General features: G+C 51.7%; 20 protein-coding genes. 9 read left to right on the top strand and 11 right to left on the bottom strand.

Going from position 1 to position 18,043, the window contains the following annotated elements:
• The first annotated feature begins 251 nt into the window (after positions 1–251).
• Both AC2IBB_RS01145 and AC2IBB_RS01140 read left to right on the top strand, forming a co-directional pair.
• Positions 252–1,682, top strand: coding sequence for a PEP-CTERM sorting domain-containing protein (locus tag AC2IBB_RS01145; protein WP_486331087.1), 1,431 nt, complete (start codon positions 252–254; stop codon positions 1,680–1,682).
• Positions 1,683–1,829: 147 nt separating this feature from the next.
• Positions 1,830–2,522 carry a DUF4336 domain-containing protein gene (locus AC2IBB_RS01140; protein ID WP_486331086.1) on the top strand — a complete coding sequence of 231 codons (693 nt, stop codon included), beginning with the start codon at positions 1,830–1,832 and terminating at the stop codon, positions 2,520–2,522.
• 19 nt (positions 2,523–2,541) lie between these two features.
• Here the strand turns inward: AC2IBB_RS01140 and AC2IBB_RS01135 are convergent, their stop codons facing one another.
• Positions 2,542–3,309: an oxygen-binding di-iron domain-containing protein gene (locus AC2IBB_RS01135; protein ID WP_486331085.1), complete on the bottom strand. Its 768-nt coding sequence runs from the start codon at positions 3,307–3,309 to the stop codon at positions 2,542–2,544.
• 165 nt (positions 3,310–3,474) lie between these two features.
• Entirely contained in the window at positions 3,475–4,158 is a 684-nt protein-coding gene (locus tag AC2IBB_RS01130; RefSeq protein WP_486331084.1) for an SIR2 family NAD-dependent protein deacylase, read from the bottom strand.
• Between the two features lie 135 nt (positions 4,159–4,293).
• On the opposite strand from AC2IBB_RS01130, the gene AC2IBB_RS01125 reads away from it, so the two are divergent.
• On the top strand, positions 4,294–4,914 hold the full coding sequence (locus AC2IBB_RS01125) for a class I SAM-dependent methyltransferase (RefSeq protein WP_486331083.1): 621 nt from the start codon (positions 4,294–4,296) through the stop codon (positions 4,912–4,914).
• Here the strand turns inward: AC2IBB_RS01125 and AC2IBB_RS01120 are convergent.
• Positions 4,890–5,210, bottom strand: coding sequence for a hypothetical protein (locus AC2IBB_RS01120; RefSeq protein WP_486331082.1), 321 nt, complete (start codon positions 5,208–5,210; stop codon positions 4,890–4,892). The genes AC2IBB_RS01125 and AC2IBB_RS01120 overlap by 25 nt on opposite strands.
• 12 nt (positions 5,211–5,222) lie before the next feature.
• Here AC2IBB_RS01120 and AC2IBB_RS01115 point away from each other — a divergent pair, with 12 nt between their 5' ends.
• From AC2IBB_RS01115 to AC2IBB_RS01095, 5 genes are all read left to right on the top strand, one after another.
• Complete coding sequence (locus AC2IBB_RS01115; protein ID WP_486331081.1) at positions 5,223–5,975, top strand: SDR family NAD(P)-dependent oxidoreductase; 753 nt, start codon at positions 5,223–5,225, stop codon at positions 5,973–5,975.
• Between the two features lie 36 nt (positions 5,976–6,011).
• Positions 6,012–6,611 carry a YigZ family protein gene (locus AC2IBB_RS01110; protein ID WP_486331080.1) on the top strand — a complete coding sequence of 200 codons (600 nt, stop codon included), beginning with the start codon at positions 6,012–6,014 and terminating at the stop codon, positions 6,609–6,611.
• Positions 6,612–6,781: 170 nt separating this feature from the next.
• On the top strand, positions 6,782–7,543 hold the full coding sequence (locus AC2IBB_RS01105; protein ID WP_305902237.1) for a M48 family metallopeptidase: 762 nt from the start codon (positions 6,782–6,784) through the stop codon (positions 7,541–7,543).
• A gap of 129 nt (positions 7,544–7,672) precedes the next feature.
• Positions 7,673–9,013 carry a hypothetical protein gene (locus tag AC2IBB_RS01100; RefSeq protein WP_486331079.1) on the top strand — a complete coding sequence of 447 codons (1,341 nt, stop codon included), beginning with the start codon at positions 7,673–7,675 and terminating at the stop codon, positions 9,011–9,013.
• A 603-nt stretch (positions 9,014–9,616) separates the two neighbouring features.
• On the top strand, positions 9,617–10,243 hold the full coding sequence (locus tag AC2IBB_RS01095; protein WP_486331078.1) for a PEP-CTERM sorting domain-containing protein: 627 nt from the start codon (positions 9,617–9,619) through the stop codon (positions 10,241–10,243).
• A gap of 134 nt (positions 10,244–10,377) precedes the next feature.
• On the opposite strand, the gene AC2IBB_RS01090 is transcribed toward AC2IBB_RS01095, so the two are convergent.
• From AC2IBB_RS01090 to AC2IBB_RS01075, 4 genes are all read right to left on the bottom strand, one after another.
• Positions 10,378–10,644, bottom strand: coding sequence for a hypothetical protein (locus AC2IBB_RS01090; RefSeq protein WP_486331077.1), 267 nt, complete (start codon positions 10,642–10,644; stop codon positions 10,378–10,380).
• Positions 10,645–10,942: 298 nt separating this feature from the next.
• Positions 10,943–13,618, bottom strand: coding sequence for an aconitate hydratase AcnA (gene acnA / locus AC2IBB_RS01085; RefSeq protein ID WP_486331076.1), 2,676 nt, complete (start codon positions 13,616–13,618; stop codon positions 10,943–10,945).
• A 35-nt stretch (positions 13,619–13,653) separates the two neighbouring features.
• Positions 13,654–13,884, bottom strand: a complete 231-nt coding sequence (locus AC2IBB_RS01080; protein ID WP_486331075.1) for a DUF2061 domain-containing protein — start codon at positions 13,882–13,884, stop codon at positions 13,654–13,656.
• Positions 13,885–14,042: 158 nt separating this feature from the next.
• Complete coding sequence (locus AC2IBB_RS01075) at positions 14,043–14,576, bottom strand: DUF4190 domain-containing protein (RefSeq protein WP_486331074.1); 534 nt, start codon at positions 14,574–14,576, stop codon at positions 14,043–14,045.
• A 191-nt stretch (positions 14,577–14,767) separates the two neighbouring features.
• On the opposite strand from AC2IBB_RS01075, the gene AC2IBB_RS01070 reads away from it, so the two are divergent.
• Positions 14,768–15,517 (top strand): IS5 family transposase, encoded by a 750-nt coding sequence (locus AC2IBB_RS01070; RefSeq protein ID WP_486331073.1) that lies wholly within the window; start codon positions 14,768–14,770, stop codon positions 15,515–15,517.
• Between the two features lie 204 nt (positions 15,518–15,721).
• On the opposite strand, the gene AC2IBB_RS01065 is transcribed toward AC2IBB_RS01070, so the two are convergent.
• The 4 genes from AC2IBB_RS01065 to AC2IBB_RS01050 form a co-directional block, all read right to left on the bottom strand.
• Positions 15,722–16,747 carry a substrate-binding domain-containing protein gene (locus AC2IBB_RS01065; protein WP_486331072.1) on the bottom strand — a complete coding sequence of 342 codons (1,026 nt, stop codon included), beginning with the start codon at positions 16,745–16,747 and terminating at the stop codon, positions 15,722–15,724.
• A 75-nt stretch (positions 16,748–16,822) separates the two neighbouring features.
• The gene (locus AC2IBB_RS01060; RefSeq protein WP_486331071.1) at positions 16,823–17,365 is read right to left on the bottom strand and encodes a hypothetical protein; all 543 of its coding nucleotides are present in this window, start codon (positions 17,363–17,365) and stop codon (positions 16,823–16,825) included.
• A complete protein-coding gene (locus tag AC2IBB_RS01055; protein WP_486331070.1) occupies positions 17,365–17,754 on the bottom strand; it encodes a hypothetical protein in 390 nt (129 codons plus the stop codon). Before AC2IBB_RS01055 ends, AC2IBB_RS01060 begins: the two co-directional genes overlap by 1 nt.
• Positions 17,755–17,834: 80 nt before the next feature.
• Positions 17,835–17,990, bottom strand: a complete 156-nt coding sequence (locus AC2IBB_RS01050; RefSeq protein WP_486331069.1) for a hypothetical protein — start codon at positions 17,988–17,990, stop codon at positions 17,835–17,837.
• Between the last annotated feature and the right edge of the window lie 53 nt (positions 17,991–18,043).

Here is an 18,043-nt window from a genome sequence, read left to right as displayed (position 1 = left end):
CCATTTATAGCTTGTCCCCCGGAACATGAAACGTGAATATTAATCATGTAATAGGGTGACCATTTGCAAGTTTACTTAATGCTTGCGTTTATAATTAACCATTTGATTTATATAAATTAAAATAATTTTAATAAATGTCACTTCGAGTGATTGAAATGGATTTGTTTTATTGATTATAAAAATAGAATGACTCGAATAGAGATGAAATATCTGAGTTATATAAAACAAATCAGTACACAAGGGGTGTAACAGTGAAGACGACTCAAGGTCTGGGAATTTTAACTTCATTAGTGTTTGTAAGCTGCGCGTCCGTTGCGCACGCGACAGTCATTGATTGGAGCAATACAAGCGGCGGTGATTTTAATAATGGCGCGAATTGGGCGGGAGGCACGGCTCCCGGCGCATCGGATACGGCGTCTTTTAACACCAATGCAGGTAGTTCCTATACCGCATCGTTGTCGGGAGACGCAGATATTCGTGATGTCTCTGTGCGGAATGACCATGTTGTTATCGACCTCAATGAGCATGATTTAGCGATACATTCAGGCATCTCTGTCAACGGTAACGGCGATAGCCATCTGGAATTCAAGAATGGCCGAGTGAATTGGGCTAGAGAAAGCACTGTGAAAGCAAATATCCAGGTTGGAAGTGAGTCTGGGGCAAAAAACAATTTGGCTCTGAAGAAAGCTACGATGAATGTCCACTCAGCTTTAATTGAGGATGGTGGCGCAATGGTTGTAACAGATGAATCTCACCTGAAGCTCTCCAACGGAATCACTGTACAGAAAGGAGGGAGCCTGAGGGTATCGAAAGGATCGCAAAGATATAGTTTTATTGATGGTCGCGGGCCCGTTAAATTTAATGGGGAAGTGGTAGTGGATAGTGGCGGCTGGATTGATATAGACGGTACCGATCAGCTCTCCTCAATTAATGGCAATGCGACTGTTCAAAATGGCGGCGGCTTTTATACGGGAGATTTAACCATAGGTGGTGTCCTGAATTTAAATGGCCTGGACACCCGTGCAGAGGCTCGAGATGTGACAGTAACAGGGAACCTTAAAGTAGGCCATGGAACGATACTGTCAGCAGATTCGATTACTGTGCTTTCCGGTGGCGTGCTGGATCAGGACAGATATGGAACCTTGTGGATGTTGGGAGGGCCTGTAGTGGTGGATGGCGGCAGATATCAAGCATCTGGCGCGATTGAAGGTCATTTGATGAATGTAAATCATGGAATGGTCTCTATTGGTGAAGAAGGAATATACACCTTCGCTGGAGGCTATGACCAAGATAGTACGAGTACTTTGGCGCTTACTCTGGGGGAAGAAGATCTTCTTGGGTACGATAGGCTTTACCTACATGAGGGCGATGCTGTTTTGGATGGTACGCTTAAGATCGATTTGTGGGAGAGCTTCAAACCGAAACTGGGTGATGAGTTTAGGCTGATATTCGCAGGAGCGGGATTCGAAGGCATGTTCAGTAATTTTGTACTGCCGGAACTAGACACAGGGCTCGCCTGGACATGGGGAATCGAGGAGGTCGAATCTAACGAAGATGGTGAAGAGAGGTTCAGCCTGAAAGTCGTGGAAGGCCATTCCGTGCCCGAACCCTACACCCTGGTTCTAATGACCATCGGCCTGGCTGGATTCGCTGGCGCGAGGCGCTTTCGTAAAGCGGCGTAACTAGGCCCAAGCAGCTTTAAGTATGGCTCGTTCTTCAAATGAAGTAGTTGGGCGGGCTATGCTTTTAGAATATTTTGACGTCTTGGCTGGAGAGTGGCATAGGATATGCTGACGTCAGTATGTGAACGCTCATACAAGGAGGAAGGCATGAGTCTCATTTCAATAGCGGAAAATCTCTGGATCTACAACGGCGAAGCAGTTCCCTACTTTGGATTGGCGTATACCACCCGCATGACAGTGGTGCGCTTGTCCAATGGCGATATTCTGGTTCACTCACCCACTCGTTATGATGACGCATTGGCGCGGGAAGTAGCCGAGCTGGGTCCGGTCAAATATCTGGTGACGCCGAATAAACTTCATCATTTGTTTTTGCCTCAGTGGATGGCGCACTTCCCCGACGCCGCCTGTTACGGCACTCCAGGTTTACAGGAAAAACGTAAGGATATTTCCTTTGACGGCTTACTGGGCGAGAACCCGGAGCCGGGGTGGGAAAAGGATGTGGATCAGACTTTGTTTCGCGGCAGTTTCGTCATGAAAGAAGCGGTTTTCTTTCATCGCAGTAGTCGCACTCTGATTCTCGGGGATTTGATCGAAAACTTCCGAGTGGACCACTTCCATGGGTGGCGACGCTGGGTCGCTTTGCTGACGGGGATTATCGCTCCTCATGGCAAGACGCCGATAGACTGGCGTCTCACTTTTATATTCGGCAGGTCTAAAGCCAGGGCCGCGCTGAAGAAAATGCAGGCGTGGCGACCGGACAACATCATCATTGCCCATGGCGAGTGTGTCATCGGCCATGGCTCTGAGTTTCTGGCGCGGTCTTTTTCCTGGCTCAAATAGCAGATCGGCGCGGGGCCGTCTACATCAGGTCGACCCCGCACTTCAGGTCTTCGAACCAGGACAGGAACTGGCCGATTTTGTCTTTGCCGAAAAACGGCTTGCCGTGCTGCGGCAGCATCATTTCCACATCGAGCTTGCGCACTTGATTCACCCATGCCTGACAGGCTTTGTTGGAAGCCATATAGCGTTTATGGAAGCCTTCCATCAACGGGATATGCTTGGCCATATCCTGCACGGGCTCATGATCCCAGCCTGGAGTCATGGCGGCGCCGACGTCGCCGGAGAACAGGATTTTGCTGACGGGATCGTAGAAGTGAAAGTTACCAACTGAGTGTAAAAAGTGCGCAGGTACGGCGCGAATCTGGGATTTGCCCAAGGGAATCTGCGCTCCGTCGTCTGGTAACTCCACCATGCGGTGGCTGAGAGATTTATTCATTTTTCCGGAGACGAACTCCGACACCAAATGCGGCAGGAAGCGCGCCCACAGACGTGAGGTCACCACCTGACAGTCGGTGTGCATCAGCCAGCGCGGCAACGAAGTGATGATATCCGGGTCCTGGTGCGAGGCGAAGACATAACGCAGGGAGGACTTGATGGAAATGTGTTTGGACAGTTCGATGGAAAGCGGCGTGTAGGTCAGTTCGCCGCCGGGGTCAAATAGCGCGGCTTCGCCATGGTCCACGATGACCAATTGATTGCTGGGAATCGCTTCCCCTTCGACCAGACCGGTCAGGAACAGGCAGACATGCCCGTTTTTATCATACAACTTCATTGCTTTTTGGCTCATATTCCCTCCATAGCCATTCGGCGCCGGCCGCCTCGGTTAAAAACAAGACAACCTGACAAGAAAGCGGCGTATTGTACGTGGCAAGTCCAATGCGGCTCTGATATAGGTCAAAATGGAGAGATTAGGAGGGCCTGAACCATAAAGATATCAAGGACAATAGGGGGCTCAGGCCTGTTCGAGTAGTTGTTCGACCAGGGTGACGACACCTTGAGTGGCGGGTTCATTTATCACCACTGCGTCATGCGCCTCTGGATCAGCGTTAGGATCGACGATATATATGGGGACGCCGCGCATGCGCTTCTCCACCAGATAGGCGGCGGGATACACCTCCAGAGATGTACCCACCACCAGCATGATATCGGCGCTGTGAACGATTTTCTGCGCCTGGGAGAACAATGGCACCGGCTCGCCAAACCAGACTACGTCTGGCCGTAACTGGCTGCCTCGTTCGCATTTGTCGCCAATGTTAATGTCCCGATCGCCGTGCTGGTAAACCAGCTTAGGATTCACTGAACTGCGACTTCTCATTAACTCGCCATGGATATGCAGCACTTGGTTGGATCCGGCGCGCTCGTGCAGATCATCCACGTTCTGGGTGATGATGGTTACTAAGTAGCATTCTTCTAATCGACTCAGAGCGTAATGCGCGGCGTTGGGCTGAGCGGCGGCCATGATGCGGCGTTGCGCGTTCCAGTAGGTCAGCACTTTCTCGCGATCTTTGCGCCAGCCTGTTAACGAGGCGACCTCGTTATAGTCGGTCTCGCGCCACAGACCGTTTTCGCCGCGATAAGTTTGAATGCCGCTTTCGGCGCTGATTCCGGCGCCTGTAATTACCACGATATGCTTCATATAGAACGTACTTCAATATAGGAAAACTGCACTGCGTATGTGAGTCAGAATGCCAAACAATCCGCTATCAAGGCAACCACGACGACTCGCAGGCGCCGAGTCGAATCAAACATCAGCCGTTCGCAAGGAGAGGCAATGAGTTTCGATGCTTTTGTCGCACGCCATTTAAGACATCCGAAGGGATTTTTCGGGAAAGTATTCGCCAATGCGATGAGCAGCGCCAATTACGAGCTGAACCAGTTCATGAAACAGGCTATGGGTCTCGGGCCTTCAGATCGTGTACTGGAGATTGGTTTTGGCGCCGGCAAGTTGATTCGCGAGATGGCCCAAATCACTACTAACGGCGGCGTGGCGGGCATTGATACATCAGTGACCATGGTATCCCAGGCGACGCGCAACAATCGCAAACTTATCTCAGAGGGGCGCGTGACTTTAGTGAACGCCTCTGTTGAAAATATTCCATTTGAGGATGCGGCTTTCACCAAGGTGTGCAGCGCCAACACGCTTTATTTCTGGCCTGACCCGGAAGAGAATATCCGCGAAATTTATCGCGTGTTAACCAATGGCGGGACTTTAGCTTTGGGCTTTCGTACAGACAGGCAGCTGAGCAAGCTGCCGTTTTCCCGCCATGGTTTTCAGCTCTATTCCGAGGAGGGGGTGATGGCGCTTTTACGCCAAGCTGGTTTTTCTTGCGTTGAGATTCTGTGGGAAAAGCGTCAACAAATGACTTCCTACTGTGCTTTGGCTACCAAATAGTCGCCGACCTTGAAATCATCCGGCGTGACGTAAAAGCTGGCCCCGATGCGGCTGCTAACCGCGACGCCATCTTGTATCTTCGCCAGACATCCGCTGATCTCTACGGCGCATTCCAGTTGATTGGGGCGCGCTATATCAATCATTATCAGATAGCGGTTTCCGGCAGCCGATGTGATAGTCGTTTCGCTATGGCTTCCGGCGCGCTGCAGCAGCTCAGCATAGGAAGCATCCCAAAGTTCTTTCATCGCAGCCTGCAGCGCCGCAATGGCGTCTTGATGTTCGTTATTACTTAGCAAAGGAATGATCTCATGGATAAAGACAAGGCTCGGATTGCGTTAGTAACCGGAGGTAGTAAGGGTATCGGACTGGCCGTGGTGAAGAAACTGTTGCGTCAGGGGGATTGCGTGGTCACCTGCGGTAGAAACGACGCCAATTGGGAAGAGGCGAAGGCCGTGCATCCAGATCTGGATGCGGTGGATTTTTACGCCTGCGACCTGACGGATCGTCGTTCGCTACGCCGCCTGTTCGGGTACATCGAGAGTCGTTACGGCGCGTTGGATATGGCCGTGAACAACGCCGCCCCGGGAGCTGGTTCGGCGACCGCCATTACCGACATGTCGGAAGAGCAGCTTCGAGGGCCGTTGGAAAACGAACTCTGGGCGCCAGCGCTATGTCTCAAGTATGAGCTTGAGCTCATGTCGCGCGGCGGCGCCATCGTCAATGTCAGCTCCTCCAATCGCTTTCGCTTGCAGCCGGACCCCTTCAACGCCGCCGCCGGGCAGGGGCTGGAGAGCCTGACTCGTTCTCTGGCGCTGTCCTACATCGCGCGTGGCGTGCGCATCAATTCGGTGGCGCCTGGGGTCACTCACACCCCGCGCTGGACCTCACGCCAGCAAGACGGCCATAATTCGCAACCAAAGCAAGCCGCGTTGCAGGCGCCCATTGGCCGCTGCGCTGACCCGGAAGAAGTGGCGGAAGCGATAGTCTGGTTGGCCTCTGAGAGCGCAAGTTATGTGGTCGGCCATACTCTGGTGGTCGATGGCGGCTTGTCGCTGACCTGAAATTTGCGCTGACCTGGAAAGTACGAGAGAGGATTGATGTCATATCTGGCCCCGGTGGCGGCAGTGGAAACTGTCTCTGAAGTGAAAAAAAGCCGTTTCATCGCCCGCGCTGGATATGCCGACAGTCGGGAAACTGCGATGGCGATGCTGGCTCGGGCGAAGCAGGATTATCCCGACGCCGGACATCATTGCTGGGCCTATCTGTTGGGTAATCCGAAATCCGCCCAGAGCGCGGCCATGTCCGACGATGGCGAACCCGGCGGCACAGCGGGAAAACCAATCCTTAATGTATTGCAACATAAGGGCGTCGGCGATGTCATGGTGATCGTCATCCGCTATTTCGGCGGCGTTAAGCTGGGGGCGGGCGGTTTGGTGAGAGCCTATTCCGGCGCGGCCCAGCAGGCGATGGTGGAACTGCCGGTTCAGCTTCGGGAAACCCTGGCCAGCATCAGCCTAGGCTGTGACTTCCGCCACGAGCAGGTATTGCGTTTATGGCTGGATCAACATGGCGCCCGCAATGTGGCTGCGGAATATGCTGAGCATGTCACGCTCAGCGCTGAGTTGCCGCAGGATGATCTGACTGCTTTGCAGGAGTTCGCCGCCGGTTTGGGAGTGGCGTTGACGGTTGCGGAATAAGCAAAGTAACAGCTGTAACCTGGCGGACGGCGCTAATAGGATGGTTGCCAGCGGCGTCCGCATAATTTCTAATGGTCGCGCTAGCGCCCGAATTGATAATCAGACTGAATGATTTAATCCGGACCTGCTTATGGGCGGGTTCGTTCAACTATAGCTGAGGAAGCCTGAGAATGTTGCGAAAACATCTATTGCCTTTAGTCGCCGCCCCTATTTTAAGCCTGGGCTTGGTGTCCGGTTGCGCTAATAGCGGCGCCTACACTGACTCCGCATTGACGCTGGGAGCAGGTGTGCTGCAGGCCACCACCCTGTCGGAAGACCAGGTGAAATCCGTGTCCCAGCAGGCGGCGGATAAGATGGATAAAGAAAACAAAGTGGCCCCGTCCAGCAGCAAATACGCCAAGCGCTTGGAAGCCATTACCCGCAATCTGAAAAACACAGACGGGCTAACGCTGAACTACAAGGTTTATCTGTCCGATCAGATCAACGCTTTCGCCATGGCGGATGGCACTGTGCGGGTATACTCCGGTCTGATGGACGTCATGCCCGACGATCAGGTGCTGGCGGTTATGCAGCATGAGATTGGCCACGTCAAACTCAAACACAGTTACAAGCAGATGCGCGAAAAAATGCTGACGGACGCCGCATTTCAGGCGGTGGTTTCAGCTGGCGGCACAGTGGGTGAACTGACCCAGTCGCAGTTGGGGCAAATCGCTTACGCCGCCGTCAATGCGCGGTTTTCTCAGGCGGATGAACTGGAGGCGGACGCCTATGCCGTGAAATCACTAAAACGGTTGGGTAAAGACCCCTACGCCATGAAGCGCTCTATCGAGACCTTGCAGAAAAAAGTAGGCGGTGAATCCAGCTTCCTGAGTTCACATCCGTCCAATGAGAAGCGACTGGAGAAAATTCAGGAAGAGATCAATCGCCTGTAACAAGAAAAGCCTCATCCAGGTCAGGGAACGCTTGGCCTGGAGAGTGGGCTGAGCGGCGGGCGTCGGTTTGGCGCCGCCGCAAAGCGGGGCTACGCTTAAGACAGTTCTACCAGACGCAGGGAGTGTGTGATGGCCGCGACAACAATCAGTCCTGTAATCAGCAAAGCCGAACAGGAGTCCGGCTATACGGAGCCTAACTTTATTCCCTTCCCGGAAGAAAACGCCTGGAGCGACTTGGCGAAGGTGGTTGCTGGGGCGCTGAAAATGTTTCCGCCGTTCTACCTGCAGTCCATTTTTGGTCCGATATCAAGCTGGCCGCCGCCCCACCGCGAGTTGTCGGAGTACACTATTCTCGACCTTTGGCGTTTGAAGCGTACGCTTGAATTTCTGGCGGACGCCAATGTTCCGGCCTATTCGCATTTACCCAATAAGTGGGCGCGCACTTTTCTTCCGCCCTTCGTCAATAATCTATTCTGGCGTCCCAGTAGCTATTTTCAGCAGACGGACCCATTCGACTCCGTCACCTCTTTCAGCAATGAGCGCTGGTTTTTTCTCAACGGGATTCTGACCAACAAGGCTATTGCAGAGCTTAATTCGCAACTGATCAGCCGTATGTTCCAGCGACCGGTAACAGTGATTCATAACCAGACCAGCTCTTTTCTTTTGGATCTGTTTCAATGCGCAGTGGGTAAAAGCTTCAAGATTGACCCTGATCTGGAAATGCCGCAAACGATGACTGAACCGGATGTAAAGGCGACCATAGCCATACTGGAAGCCTTGAAAAATCCTGCGTTGGAACGCGTCGTGCTGATCTGTCATTCCCAGGGAACGATTATCGCCGCCAATGTCCTGCGAGCGATCAGCCGCGCCCTGAAGGCGCTACAGAAGTTGAAAGACAACCCGGAATGTAATGACTGGGCGAATCTGGAATTCATTGATCGTCTGGCTTTGGCGCACCTTACGCCGGATCAGTTTGGCCTGATGGATGAGGGAGGCTTTAACGCTTATGCAATTAAGTTGCTCCGGAAATTGGAGGTGTACACCTTCGCTAATTGCGCCAATACCATGACTTACATCGCCAAAGTAAACTTGCCTGTAGAAATTGGCGGCGGCGTAATGGCCCTGCCTTACATCGAAAACTTCGCTAACCAGTATGATCTGGTCGCCCGTTTAGGCGTCATTTCTCCTCTGCGGGAGTCCGGCTCTCCTGTTATCAATATCGACGGGCCTCTGTATTTACGCACGGATATCGATGCCTGGGGACATCTGCTGAATCAACATTATCTTTTCGCTATCAGCGACTACTTATCCGCCCCCCGGGGAACTTCGCGCAATCCCTACCAATTGGACGGAGATAACGCAGACAAAACGCCTAGACTCTACTGTTATTTCCGGGGCGACAGCCCTGAGCGGATCAAGTCGTTGGATGAGAACCTGCGTAGATTTCCCGTTGCGTTGGAAATGCCCTGATTTGTTTTTCTGTGCAAAAGAATCAAGAAGTCGGATTTAAGTAGAGGGAAAAAGCAACGCTTCTGTGTTTTGTTGCTGATTTTGTGAGCAAAATCTCATGGGCGAACGTCACGAAAACTTGCTTATAATGTGATAATAACAAGTGTAAAAAAAGCTGACGTTAATTGTCTGGCCATGCTCATAAAATCAGGGCCGCTCTTAACTTTTTATTTAATAGGCAGAAAAAGTAAGCGCCCTTCCTTCCTGGTACGTGACAGATTGTAATGTTGTAAGGTTTGTTGTCACTTTATAAAGGTTTCATTGAGAAAATACTCTTGTATCGTCCCTAATAAATAATCCTTAAAGTCTATATTTGATATTATTAAATTTTTAAGGATTATCCCTTAATGTCTATATCTTTTCTGGTGGAATTTAAAGCTCGATGTATGGACTGACTAAATCGTACGAGGCCTATACCTAAAGGCCGTGTCCATTAACTTTACTGAGAAAATATACTTTTATATTGGTTAAAAATATAACGATATGTTTTTTATTATATTTTTAAACCAGGGAATACTTTGTGCCTTTCGGGTAACTCCAAAATCAAAATTATAAGGAGTAACCATGCACAAGGTTATGAATGCATTGTTTCTAGCAAGTAGTGCAGTGGCCTTTGTAGGGTCTGCTCAAGCCGCCATTGTAGACATTTACACGGATCAAGCTGCTTGGGCGTTAACAACAGGAGCCTATGAGGTCGAAAGTTTCGACCGGGACGCGTTAACCTCAGGACTAAGTATTTCTTCAGGATGGAGCCATTCCACGGTCAGCGGCGGGAAGTTCTATGACCGTGTTAGCGACACCTATGCGCCCACCGTTTTCTCCTTTGAAGGCGGCGCCACCTCTTTTGGCGGCATTTGGGACTTGGCGGGCCCCGGAGGAGAGGGGACCGGCATCAAAATGGAAATTGAGCTGCTGGACGGCAGCAAGGTTGTTGAAGAAATGGCGCCGACGTTGAGCGGCACTTTCTGGGGCTTCGCCCTGGACCAAGGCTTCTCTTCGATCAAGTTCCTGGAAGGCTCATTCGCTGCGTTGTTTGAAACCTATAGCCTGGACGAACTCTTTTTCACAGGGATCGCCGGTAAGGACAAGGACGCAGTCGGGTCTAGCGAAGTTCCCGAGCCGGGGGTATTCGCACTGTTAGGTTTGGGCATGCTCGGTTTGTCGATGCGCAGGAGATCTTCTCAAGCGTAACCGACCTTACCGATGGAGTGGGCCGGCGGCGACGCCGGTCCCAACCAGGAGTTAGCTCAAAAACTCCCTTTCCATTTTGCGAGAGTGCGCTGTGTTATAGCGCTAGTGAAGTACTCGCTCCTTTTCCTGTCCTGTCATATCGAGCGCAAATGCGCTGGGATAATTCTTTCTTCCAAAATTTCCGGGACCATCAGGCAAAGCTCCCAGTAAACGCCGTCTTCTTTTTCTGAGCGGTGGGAGGCGAAGCTGTAACCCAGTCTGCTCAACACATCTTCAATACGTTTAGTGGAAAATTCAGGGCCGACTTTGAAGATCCCATTGGAGCGACCGATATATCTGGCCTCCCGCACCATGCGAAACAGCTGTCGCTCAAACTCCAGAGATGTTTTCTTGGTGGTCATGGTCACCGCGCTTGGTCATGCTGCGTGTCAGCTTTGAGTTTATCTTCCCTAGAGCGCTTAGCGCCTAAGGAGGGCTGCAATAATAAGCGTTAGGGAAGGGCGTAGGAGCCACTGGAACGGATGGCATATAACGCCCGTATGAATATGATATAAAAACATCAAGTTATCAATATTTTTTAAACTTGGTTATTAAGTGTTCGAAGGAGGGAGAAGACAGCCGCTGTAGGAAGCGGACCGCTACGCTGGAGGCGTGCGGTCCGGATAGCGTTATAACGTGATATATATGTGGCGAAATGGTTCAGGAACTCGACTTACGCGCAAGATCACGCACGACATATTGTAGAATTCCGCCATGACGGTAGTAATCCCACTCTGTGGGGGTGTCGATGCGTACATCCATCTCGAATGTTTTCTTGCTTCCTTCTGCATCAACAGCGGTAACTGTAATTGACCTGGGTGAGTTCTCCAGAACGCCGAATGAGTAAGTTTCTTTTCCATTGAGATCCAGCGACTGGGCGGATTCGCCAGACTTGAATTGCAGCGGCAGAACACCAAACCCCACCAAATTGGAGCGATGGATGCGTTCATAGCTTTCCGCCAACACCGCTCGGACGCCAAGCAGACTGACGCCTTTGGCCGCCCAATCTCGACTTGAACCGGAGCCATATTCTTTGCCTGCGATAACGATCAATGGTATTTCATCCTTTTGGTAGCGGGAAGAGGCTTCAAAAATACTGGTGACATCGCCGCTGGGCCAATGAGTAGTCCAGCCGCCCTCTGTGCCGGGGGCCAGCTGGTTCCGCAACCTGACATTGGCGAAAGTACCGCGCATCATGACTTCATGATTGCCGCGGCGGCTGCCAAGGCTATTGAAATCACGCTGCCCGACGCCGCATTCCTGCAAATATTTACCGGCAGGGCTATCTGGCGCAATAGAGCCGGCTGGAGAGATATGGTCAGTGGTGATGGAGTCGCCGACTTTCACCAGTGTCCGCGCCTGCTCAATTCTCGGTAATGGCGGCGGAGATAAGGTCATACCGTCAAAAAATGGGGGCTTTCTGATGTAGCTGGAGTCAGGCCAGTCATAGGTCTTGCCGTCTGGAACCGGCAACGCTCGCCAAGCATCTGTTCCCGAGAAGACGTCCGCGTACTGGCTGCGATAGCGTTCTGAAGAAACCGTGGCGGCGATAAGGTCCGCGACCTCTTTCTGGGAAGGCCATATGTCCTTCAGATACACATATTCGCCATTTTTATCCTGCCCAAGGGGGTCTTTGTAAATATCCACAAGCATGGAGCCAGCCAGGGCATAGGCGACCACCAGTGGCGGCGAGGCGAGGTAGTTGGCGCGCACCTCCGGATGTATACGGCCTTCGAAATTGCGATTACCGGATAGCACGGACGCCACCATGAGCTTGTTTTTGCGGATGGCGCTTTGAATCGCTTCTGGCAGTGGACCGGAATTACCGATGCAGGTGGTGCAGCCGAATCCAACCAGATTAAAGCCGAGGGCCTCCAAATCGTCCATTAGCTCCGCCGCCTGGAGATAGGCTGGCACGACCTGGGAACCGGGTGCGAGGGATGTTTTCACCCAGGGTTTGACAGTCAACCCGCGTTGTCGCGCATTTCTCGCTACCAGCCCTGCCGCCAGCATGACTGCCGGGTTAGACGTATTGGTGCAAGAGGTAATGGCGGCGATTACCAAGTCTCCGTGCTGGAGTTGATGAGATGCCTCATTGTGTTCTTCTTTACCCGAGTTGTTGCTGGAAGCGGAACTCAGGTCCAGATAATCCTGCAAGGTTTTTTCAAAAGCAGTTTTGGCGTGGGACAACGCCACACGATCCTGAGGACGTTTGGGGCCGGCCAGACTGGGCTCTACCGAGCTTAGATCCAGCGTCAATGTGTCGCTATACTCTGCCGGGCTCGCGCCGGTTTCCCGCCATAAGCCCTGAGCTTTGGCGTAGGTCTCCACCAGCTTGATCAAACTGTCTTCTCTGCCGGATAGTTTGAGATAGGCTAACGTTTCTTTATCCACAGGGAATATGCCGCAGGTGGCGCCGTATTCTGGAGCCATATTGGCGATGGTGGCGCGGTCCGCTAAGGGCAGGTGGTCGAGACCGTCGCCATAAAACTCGACGAACTTTCCTACCACGCCTTTTTTACGCAGCATTTGCGTGACAGTGAGAACGAGGTCTGTAGCGGTCGCGCCTTCGGCAAGCTTGCCGGTGAATTTAAAGCCCACGACTTCCGGCGCCAGCATGCTGACCGGCTGCCCCAGCATGGCGGCTTCCGCTTCAATGCCGCCAACGCCCCAGCCCAATACGCCGAGACCATTGATCATGGTGGTGTGAGAGTCAGTGCCGACAAGGGTGTCAGGGTAGGCGAACCATTCGCCATCGATTTCTTTTTGCATCACCACCTGTCCCAGATATTCCAGGTTTACTTGATGCACGATGCCGGTGCCGGGAGGCACTACCCGGAAGTTGGAAAACGCCTTTTGTCCCCAGCGCAGAAACTTGTAACGTTCTTCATTACGTTCGAATTCAATTTGGGTGTTGCGCGCCAGGGCGTCTTGGTCGCCGAAATAGTCGACCATTACAGAGTGGTCGATGACCAGATCAACGGGCTCGAGGGGATTGATCAACTTGGGGTCGCCGCCGAGGCTCATCATTGCATCGCGCATGGCGGCCAGATCCACCACCACTGGAACGCCGGTGAAGTCCTGCAAAACAACCCGCGCGGGCGTGAAGGCAACCTGCGCGCTGGGTTGGGCGTTGGCGTCCCATTGCGCGAGAGCGGCGATGTCATCTTTGGTGATGCTATAGCCGTCTTCCCGCCGCAACAGATTCTCCAGCAGAATCTTGATGGAATAAGGCAGCCGTTCGACTTTGTATTCCGCTGGCATCGAAGGTAGTAGATGGATGCGGTAGCTGCGCTCTCCGACGGATAAATCAGAGAGAGTGTTAAAACTGTTCATGGCGCCTCCTTGATCCGCCTGGTCGGGAAGGAAGGTTAACCGCTCGCGGCGCCGGCTCCATATACTGCTACATTGGGAGAGGAGGCGGGCTTGGATAACCGGCCGAACCGTTCCCAGGCCTTTTCATGAAAGAAATAGGCTACAGTGTTGCACAGTGGCTCCACTAATGCGATAGCGCCTCCGACGATGAGGTCGCCGGTTAACAGGTATCCCACAGTGAAGGCGACGCTGAAATGGATGATGGCGAAAGTGAACGTTTTGACCATGTCTGACTCCCCCGTACCACGGTAGCCGCGTGTTTGTCAGGAGTAGATTAGAATGATTCTCGTTATTGTAAAAGATAATCATAACTATGCTTCCGATTGATATGCTCTATCAGAAGCGAGGTCTGAACGGGAGAGAAGATTCTTGTCTCAGGGCAGCATCAAAGCTGTTGTTGATACGCTTGATAGCCAATCCACAGAATAGAGCCAAAAAAACCAAGATAACCCAACACTAACCCGGTGATAGCCAGACCTGCGCCGGTCAGCACGCCTGCGCTTGCCCGAATTTTGTGGAGGGCGATATGTCCACAGATGATCGCCACCAGGGAGCCAAAGAAGAACAGACCAATGAGGCTGAAGATAAAACTGGTCACGGCCAGGCCGGAGGTATGGGAAAATGAGGCTTTTTCCGATACTTGGCTAGCGCGCTCCCTTGGTTGTGATGGCGGCGACGTAGGCGCAGCTGTTTGCGCGGAAGCGGCTGAAGCAGGCGTTGACTCGGGCGTAGCGGCTCGCTCCAGGAAATAGATTTCTGTCGCCAGCGTTCCCAGGGGCAGGAAGTCCACTTTGTCTCCCCGTCGCGGCGGTTCCTGACTTTTCCACTCAGCCAGACTGAAGGCGTAGCGGTTGCCCTGATGACATCTCAACACGCCCTCACGGTTGTTATGATTGATATCAAGCACTACTCCGTCCATACCTGTCACCTACGTCTGCTGGAACTCTTAAATACGACAATTGAAAATAGGGGCCAAGTAGTGTAACGGACGAAAACAGCGGAAGTAGCCTGGGGAAAACCCTAGGGCGTGTTGACGTTTCGTCATAGGTGATAGATAGGCGCAAACTCGTCATATTGCGGTTCCCACACCAACAACAAAACGAGTTTGCGATGCCCCGATTGATGCTCAGTGACGAGCTTTGGTCGAAGCTGAAAGAGATCATGCTGCAAGAGCGAATCTATAACAAGCCCACACTACGAATGATGGTGGAAGGCATGTTGTACCGAATGCGGACGGGGTGTCCCTGGCGAGACTTGCCAGGGCAGTTTGGAGACTGGAATTCGGTGTTCAAAAAATTCAATTCCTGGTCTACCCAAGGCAAGTGGTTGAGGATCTTCCGGAGCTTGGTCCGCGAGCCGGATTTGGAATGGAGGTTCATTGATGGCAGCTATGTGAAGGCCCATCAGCACAGCGCAGGAGCCTGTACGGAAGAGCCTCAGGCGATTGGAAAGAGTCGGGCGGGCAATACCACGAAAGTGCATCTGGCCGTGGATGCCTATGGTCTTCCAGTGGAATTTGAGATCACTGGAGGCGAGGTCAATGACTGCACAGCAGCGGCGGAGTTGATTGAAAAGCTTCCCTCGTCAGAGGCGATTGTCGGAGACAAAGGCTACGACAGTGAACGAGTGCGGGCACAGATCGAAAGGAAGGGGGCCAGGGCCGTGATACCGAGAAAGCGAAACTCTGTCAAAGGTAATGACGATATGGATTGGGGTTTATACAAGTATCGCCATTTGGTGGAAAATGCCTTCGCCCGACTCAAACAGTACCGGGCCATCGCGACGAGATATGACAAGTTGAAGAGAAACTATGAAAGTATGGTAGCCATGGCTTGTGGGTATTTATGGCTGCCGATGTGAAACGTCAACAGGCCCTAGGGTATGAACTGATCTTTAATGTAAAAATATTAAATAGAATCAGTGAGAAAGCAGAGCCTGGCTTTGATTTGCAGATTAAGACTGTCGTTATAAAAGAGGCGCTCTGGGGTCGCACGAGATCTTTGATTAAAAGACGGACGATTGCCTACCCGCCCGTGAGTGGGTAACTATGAGGCGCAATGCGAGTTACTCTTTGGCGTTCAGTCTTTCCATGATGGCGGCGTCATCCCAGCGATAAATTCGGTTTTCCGTGTAGGTAATTTCTGGAACGCGCTCCCCCTCAGAAAGCTTTTTCAAATAGTGGTAGCTGATTCTCCCCATTTCTTCAAAATCAATGGAAACAAAAGCGTGGACGAGCTTCTCGCTTAGTTGGTCGAGCTGTTCAGGCAACGGCGTCCCAATACCTATGACGATGATTTTGCTGAGGTTATCAAGATATTCCGCTTTCGCGGGCATCAGGATTTCTCGGTAAAGGCCGAGGTCGCTTTGCGGCCATGAGCCGACAGAAAGGAAAACATTGATCTCTTTGTTATAAATCGCCTCCCGCATTTGCAGAAGTGCGCGGTCATATTTATCCCAGTTGTACCAGGGGCAGCGTTCCGGCTCACTCCAACCGTTTTCGCCGGCCAGTTTGCGATCGGCGGGAAATGCGTCGTCTCCGCTAAGCACCTGACGCACGCCTAGCAAGCGTGCGTTGAGGTTGGGGTTGTAGGGACCGCCGCTCATCAGGCAAACGGAGCCGCCTTGTGGGCGCAGACGCATGGCCTGGGTGGCCAGATTGCGTCCGAACCCCAGGTTGTCGGGGCCGACATAGGCGCGGCGTAAGGTGGTGTGCGGCTTTTCCAGATCGGAATCAAAGGTGATGATGGGGATGCCGCGTTCCGAAGCTGCGCGTAACGAACTGGCCGCGAGATACTCGGAATTGGTCACGGAAACGGCGATGCCGTCAATGCGTCGATCCATCGTCTCAAGCAGGACGCGGTCTTGAGTGCGGAAATGCGCTGGGCCGACTTCACCAATATGAATGCAGGTATCGTCGTTAAGACGGGCCTCTTCTTCACACCCCTTCCAGGCGTTAATGAAGTTGATATCCTCCACGCTTTTGCCTGCAATGCCAAATATGCGACCGGCGGCCTGTGTCGAAAAAGCGGCCAGGGATAGCGACAGTGTAGTGATGAGGTGAATCCCAAGGAGCCAAGATCGACTGTCCATGTGCGTCTCCAAAACTCATTGAACCCAGTGTTGTCTCTAAGTATGGAGCAATTTCTGTGAAATTCACGGCTTAAGCTACTCGTACTTGACTGGGGGCAGTTTAAGCGAGTTTAGAATTTCTGTTTTGGAGAAGGAAACAGGGTTACTGATGAATTTAAAACCAGTTCCCATGAGAGGATATCGGAGTTGGAACTCAACTTTGTCAAAATCGGATTCAGCCAAGGCAACGGAAATTTCGCCATGGTTTGATTCCACCATTAGATTGGAGAAATCGAAGGCGATATAACGCTGACCATTAAAATGTCGCTCATCGATTTGATTATTGCTAATGACATACGGACCCATCGCGATTGAACTGCCCACCGAGCGGCCATCTTTAAAAAGTTCCGCCCGAACTTGCAAAAGCGGATCGCGTGTATCGATATGCTCACTATTGGCGCTAAATGCGATACTGAGATAACGGCCTGGAAATAAATCCAGGCTTTGATTCCCTTTGGAAATGTGGGCAACTGCAACAGTAGGATCGGTAATGAGTACCTGCTCGCTGGCGCAACCGCTAAGCCCTGCGTAAATTGATAGGGCTGGCAGTAACATATAAATATCTTTCACTCGAATCATTACTTGACGCCTATAACTTTAGGGTTTAGAGGAGCATGACTCATCTCTTCACGGGCTTTCTTATACATTAACAACGCATCTGCATGTGTCACATCCAACTCAATATTATAAGCGCCATTTTCCTCTCCTAATTGTCCTCCTACATTAGCTATATAGCCGCCGGATCTACCGGATTGAGTAGCTAAAGAAGGTAGGGATAGTAAGCTACTGGCAATGTTGCCAACCAAAGGGATTTTTCCGATAGTATTGTCTATGAGTGACTGTTTTATATAGATATTCACCCATTTGGCAACCATTACTTTGCTGAACGGCCATAAAGAAACTGGATCTAAAGTAATGAGTTCGTCAACAGGAATGCTTAGACTGAAAAGCTGCTGGGCTATGTCCATAACGGCTTGCCCTCCCCAGCTATGGCCTGTTAACCGTATGCTTTTGTATTCGCCTGATTTCCACTTAGACTTAATATTAGTCAGGATGAGTGTTTCTTCTTCGTGACCGTAGTAATAGCAGGTAATATTAGGCGCGGATTTTTGACGCTTTCCATCAAATTGGTTGGGGCTGCTATAGTTGTTATCCAGTCCTTTTTATCTCCACCACCGCCAACAAAAAACTCTACTTTGGACATGTATCATCCTTGTAAACTATATTCGCTGTTGTTCCCCTCTAGAGTTCTAGAGG

The sequence above is a fragment of the Hahella sp. NS-SX17 genome (assembly GCF_057367735.1).
Note: the sequence above shows the minus strand (reverse complement) of the source record. Positions and strands in the feature narration are given on the sequence as shown.